General features: G+C 54.7%; 7 protein-coding genes. 6 read left to right on the top strand and 1 reads right to left on the bottom strand.

The window, feature by feature from the left end; translation table 11 throughout:
- From DOU50_RS01235 to DOU50_RS01210, 6 genes are all read left to right on the top strand, one after another.
- The coding region (locus DOU50_RS01235) for a 5-oxoproline transporter, DUF969 family subunit (protein WP_148768578.1) at window positions 1-339 on the top strand (339 nt) is incomplete at its 5' end.
- On the top strand, window positions 336-1,322 hold the full coding sequence (locus tag DOU50_RS01230; protein WP_148768577.1) for a DUF979 domain-containing protein: 987 nt from the start codon (window positions 336-338) through the stop codon (window positions 1,320-1,322). The genes DOU50_RS01235 and DOU50_RS01230, both read left to right, overlap by 4 nt.
- A gap of 9 nt (window positions 1,323-1,331) precedes the next feature.
- Entirely contained in the window at window positions 1,332-2,327 is a 996-nt protein-coding gene (locus DOU50_RS01225; RefSeq protein WP_148768576.1) for a DUF2891 domain-containing protein, read from the top strand.
- Between the two features lie 228 nt (window positions 2,328-2,555).
- Window positions 2,556-2,948, top strand: coding sequence for a polymorphic toxin type 44 domain-containing protein (locus tag DOU50_RS01220; protein WP_032647837.1), 393 nt, complete (start codon window positions 2,556-2,558; stop codon window positions 2,946-2,948).
- Window positions 2,926-3,360, top strand: coding sequence for a hypothetical protein (locus tag DOU50_RS01215; RefSeq protein ID WP_148768575.1), 435 nt, complete (start codon window positions 2,926-2,928; stop codon window positions 3,358-3,360). Before DOU50_RS01220 ends, DOU50_RS01215 begins: the two co-directional genes overlap by 23 nt.
- A gap of 21 nt (window positions 3,361-3,381) precedes the next feature.
- Complete coding sequence (locus DOU50_RS01210) at window positions 3,382-3,873, top strand: Hcp family type VI secretion system effector (RefSeq protein WP_148768574.1); 492 nt, start codon at window positions 3,382-3,384, stop codon at window positions 3,871-3,873.
- Window positions 3,874-3,905: 32 nt separating this feature from the next.
- Here the strand turns inward: DOU50_RS01210 and DOU50_RS01205 are convergent.
- Window positions 3,906-4,686 (bottom strand): MFS transporter (locus DOU50_RS01205; RefSeq protein WP_148768573.1); only part of this gene is annotated, 781 nt, incomplete at its 5' end.

Below are 4,686 nucleotides of genomic sequence, written 5' to 3'. Positions count from 1 at the left end.
GCGCCGATGGCCGAAGGAGCGGCGCTGAACGAATATGGCGAGCTGCCGCAGCACATTCGCGACAAAATCAAAGCCCACGCCGCCGCGTGCGACAACATCGCGGTCTTCTTTGGGGAAGATATCTTTATTGCCTTCGGGGCAGTGCTGCTGATCGACGCGTTCCTGAAAGAGAATGGCATTCAGGGCATTGAACCGCTGCATATCGGCCTGTGGGCCATTCCAACCGCCATTGCGGCATTGATTATTCATATGACGCGCCTGCTGCGCCTCGATGCAAGTATCCGTCGCGACGTGATGGCCTGGCGTGCAGAGCAGGGTACGCAGGAGGCCGCGCAATGATGACGCTTATCACCATCCACCGCGTGTACTACCTGATTGGCTTTGTCGTGATGCTGCTGGTTGTGATGACCCTGCGCGATCGCGCCAATCCGAAGCGCTTTACCACCGCGCTGTTCTGGTTCTTGTTTGGCGGGATCTTCCTGTTTGGCGATCTGATGGTTCAGGAACTCGGCAAATCGCTGGCGTACCGGATTATCGGCGGCGGCGTTATCGCCATCGCGCTGCTGGCGGGGTTTGGTCTGGTCGGGAAAGGGCACTACAAAATGTCTACCGAGGAGGAGCGCGTTGCCTCATCGAATCGGCTCAAAAACTGGCTGTTCCTGCCCGCGCTGATGATCCCGGTGGTGACGGTGCTGGGCACGTTATTCCTGAAGGGCGTTTCGGTCGGCGGCGTGTTTCTGCTCGATCAGAAGCAGCTCACCCTGGCGGCGCTTTGCGTGGCCTGCGTCGCGGCGATCCTCACCGGCTGGTGGCTGACCAAAGGCACGCCGCTGCATGCCGTTCGTCAGTCCCGTCGTCTTGTCGATACTATCGGCTGGGCGGTGATCCTGCCGCAGATGCTGGCCATGCTCGGCGGCGTGTTCGTGGTGGCCAACACGGGCGACTCGGTACAGAAGGTGGTGAGCCTGTTTGTGAACCCGGATAGCCGCTTTATGCTGGTGGTGATTTACTGCGTGGGTATGGCGCTGTTTACCATGATTATGGGTAACGCCTTTGCGGCCTTCCCGGTGTTAAGTGCCGGTATCGCCTTGCCGTTTCTGATCAACGTGCATCACGGCAACCCGGCGCCGCTGCTGGCGATTGGCATGTACGCAGGCTATTGCGGCACGCTGATGACGCCGATGGCCGCGAACTTCAATATCGTTCCCGCCGCGCTGCTGGAGCTGAAAGACAAATATCAGGTGATCAAGATCCAGATCCCGACCGCGTTAACCCTGCTGGTGGTGAACGTGTTCTTAATGTATTTCCTCGTGTTTCGCTAAGGAGCTGTTATGGAATTAACGCAACATCAGGCCGACGCGTTTGCCCGCATGCCTTTGACCTATTTGCGCCAGGAATACCCGAACCACATCATGCACCTGCTGAATGATGATGGTGACGTTCTGCCGCCCCGCGAACTGCACCCGATTTTCTACGGCTGTTTCGACTGGCACTCGGCGGTGCACGGCTACTGGCTGCTGCTGCGCTGCGTGCGCCTCTATCCGGAACTACCGTGCCGGGACGCGATCGTCGCGCTTTTTGACGAGCACATGACCGAAGAGAACGTGGCGAAGGAGCTGGCCTATTTCACCGCGCCGTTCCGCGCCTCGTTTGAGCGCCCGTATGGTTACGGCTGGCTGCTGGCGCTGGCTCAGGAGCTGAAACAGTCGTCGCTGCCGCAGGCCGCAGGCTGGTACCAGACGCTGGAGCCGCTCACCCAGGATATTCGCAACCGGCTGGTGGATTACCTCGGTAAGCTCACCTACCCGATCCGCGTCGGGACGCACTACAACACCGCGTTTGCCCTCGCGCTGGCGCTCGATTACGGTCGCACAGTGGGAGACAAGGCGCTTGAACAGGCGATTCTGGCGGCAGCGGAGCGGTTTTATCTCGCCGACACGCGCTATCCGGCACACTATGAACCCGGCGGAGACGAGTATATTTCCGGCGCGCTGACGGAGGCGCTGCTGATGAGCAAAGTGTCTGAAGACTTCCCGGCCTGGTTTGATGCGTTTCTGCCAGAGGTGGGCGCCGTTACGGCACTGATGAACCCGGCGGAGGTGAGCGACCGTACCGACCCGAAAATTGCCCATCTGGACGGGTTAAACCTCAGCCGCGCGTGGTGTATGAAGCACATTGCGAAAGCGCTTCCTGCCAGCCACCCGGCGCAACCGGCGTTGCGCGAGGCGGTGACGAAACACCTGGCCGCCAGCGTCGGGCATGTCGTCGGCAGCCACTATAGCGGCGGACACTGGCTGGCGAGCTTTGCGCTGCTGGCGCTGGAGTAAACAAACGAGTCGTCTTTCTTGCCGGGTGGCGCTGCGCTTACCCGGCCTACATTGTGCAACGCTTGCCTGTAGACCGTGCAGGGCGCAGCCTAAATTTCTTTGATTTTTAATGCGATTAATACCTTAGTCGGATATTTTTCCGTCATTTCTCTGGAAACAGATATCTTTTTTACCATCGCAAAAGTGTACGATACTCGGCCACATACCCACAGTGGATGGATGGTTAATATGGCTGTTATACCTTTGTTGCCTAAAGAAGGAATCGCACTTGTGTTGGCAAACATGAGGATTGCAAGAGCGCATGGTATGAGTAGAAACATGGCTATCCCGACAACCTATCTTTGGTTTTATCAAAAAGTAAGAAATAAGGGGCCGTGGGATTACAAGCAGGGACACCCTGAGTTAGCAAATTTTGGGAACTTCAATTATGGTTCGGCTGGTTATGCCGCCGGGATACCATCAAAAACGCTATTGATGGGGGCTGGATGGGCGCAGGAAAGAGCTAAAACCTCCAAAAAGAAATGGGGGCACTGGTATCAAAAACCGCCTTATGGGGATGATCCTCACGATCAGTTTTGGATAAGGCAAGGTATAGAATATGCAAAGAAATACGGTTATTAAACGGCTTCATTTCTTACTCACAACGATTCTATTGCTCGTTGTTTGTGGGTTTCTGACATATCAATACTATTTTAATGCACCTCCTCACGATAGTTTTGTCAGCAAACAGAAACTCTCTGATACCGTCACACTGTACATAACAAAGTATGATGATGGGGGCGCTACGGTGTCGGGTGTTTACCGCTTCTACTTAGATAAAGACAACAGCGGGAACATTATGAAAGCCCTTGAAGATCGATCACCATTCCTTGAAGCCAACACAAGCAATGTTACTGCTTCAGCTTATGGGAGCACGGTAAATGTAAAAATCACTGGCAAGGTTTATTCATTCACTAATTCTGATCTGTTCTATGCAGATGGTGTAGCGATCATGCCTGTAATTAACCTCATAGCCAATGGAATAAGAGATTAATCAAAATAAGGAGTTATAGAAATGGCTGTACCAGTACACCTCTTTTTGAAAGACGATGGCGGAGCAATGATCCGTGGCGGTTCTGATGTTGCAGACCGTGAAGGAAGTATAGAGCTCAGGGATCTGATTCATAACCTGAGCATTCCAACAGATGATGCAACGGGTAAACTTACAGGTACAAGGCAACACTCAGCTTTCAGTTTAACAAAAGCAATTGATTCATCTTCACCCTATCTATATAAAGCAGTCGCTACAGGTCAGACGCTTCATAGTGCTGAATTAAAGTTCTACCACATCAATGATGCTGGTCAGGAAGTGGAATACTTCAACATCCTTATGGAAGGTGTGAAAGTCATTTCAATAACTCCAATAATGCATGATACAAGAGATTGTCCCGGTACAGGTCACATGGAAAATGTATCTTTGCGATATGCAAAAATCACCTGGAAAATTCTGGACGGAAATATTCAGTACACTGATGCCTGGAACGAACGCCCTACAGCCTATGCGTAAAAACGAGCAGCGCCTCTCGGCGCTGCAATAGTTTACGCTGATGCCCAAACAGCAGGGCGCAGCCTGCTCAGGCTAAATAAGACCGATCCCGTTGAGGCAATCACCGCAATCCACAGCGCCAGATGCACGGCCCGGTCATCAAGCGTTTGATGATCTGACCCTGTAGTCACAGCCAGCAGCACCCCCACCACGGCGGCGCCGAGACACTGGCCGAATGTCCTCACAATCGACAACACGCCGGAGGCATAGCTGGCATATTCTCGCGCGACGTTAGAGAGCATTTCCCGGTTATTGGGGCTCTGGAAGCAGCCAAATCCAATACCGCATACCAGACTGCGCAGGCAGATATTCCACACGGAAGGATTGTCCGGCAACGTGGCCAGCAGGACCAACCCACCCACAAAAATCACCAGCCCGAGGGTCGAGATCAGCGGCGCGGAGATCGTATCCGCCCAGCGACCCGCGTGCGGCGCGATCAGCACGATGCCAATCGGCCACGGTGTGAACAGCAGCGCCGACACCACCGGGCTGTAGCCATACACGCTCTGAAACAGGAACGGCAGCGCGACAAACGTGATCCCCTGGCTCACAAACGACGCCAGCGAGGTCAGCGCGGCGAGGGTGAAGCGCCCGTTTCTGAACATCACCGGCGGCAGTAGCGGATGTTGTGCACGCCGAATCCGCCAGGTAAAGGCGAAGGCGCCGACCAGCGCGACAACGCCCCAGCAGACGGCCTGCCGGTTAATGTGCTCCGTCACATGCTGAAGGCTGTCGGCCAGCATGATCGCTGAACCTAACAGCACGGCGGAGAGC

The organism is Enterobacter sp. C6 (assembly GCF_008122455.1).
Classification (GTDB): domain Bacteria; phylum Pseudomonadota; class Gammaproteobacteria; order Enterobacterales; family Enterobacteriaceae; genus Enterobacter; species Enterobacter pseudoroggenkampii.
Note: the sequence above shows the minus strand (reverse complement) of the source record. Positions and strands in the feature narration are given on the sequence as shown.

What these genes read in the sequence shown, in the direction of transcription:
- DOU50_RS01230 (WP_148768577.1), top strand. Translation starts at nt 336, where the DNA reads ATGATGACGCTTATCACCATCCACCGCGTGTACTACCTGATTGGCTTT.
- DOU50_RS01225 (WP_148768576.1), top strand. Translation starts at nt 1,332, where the DNA reads ATGGAATTAACGCAACATCAGGCCGACGCGTTTGCCCGCATGCCTTTG.
- DOU50_RS01220 (WP_032647837.1), top strand. Translation starts at nt 2,556, where the DNA reads ATGGCTGTTATACCTTTGTTGCCTAAAGAAGGAATCGCACTTGTGTTG.
- DOU50_RS01215 (WP_148768575.1), top strand. Translation starts at nt 2,926, where the DNA reads ATGCAAAGAAATACGGTTATTAAACGGCTTCATTTCTTACTCACAACG.
- DOU50_RS01210 (WP_148768574.1), top strand. Translation starts at nt 3,382, where the DNA reads ATGGCTGTACCAGTACACCTCTTTTTGAAAGACGATGGCGGAGCAATG.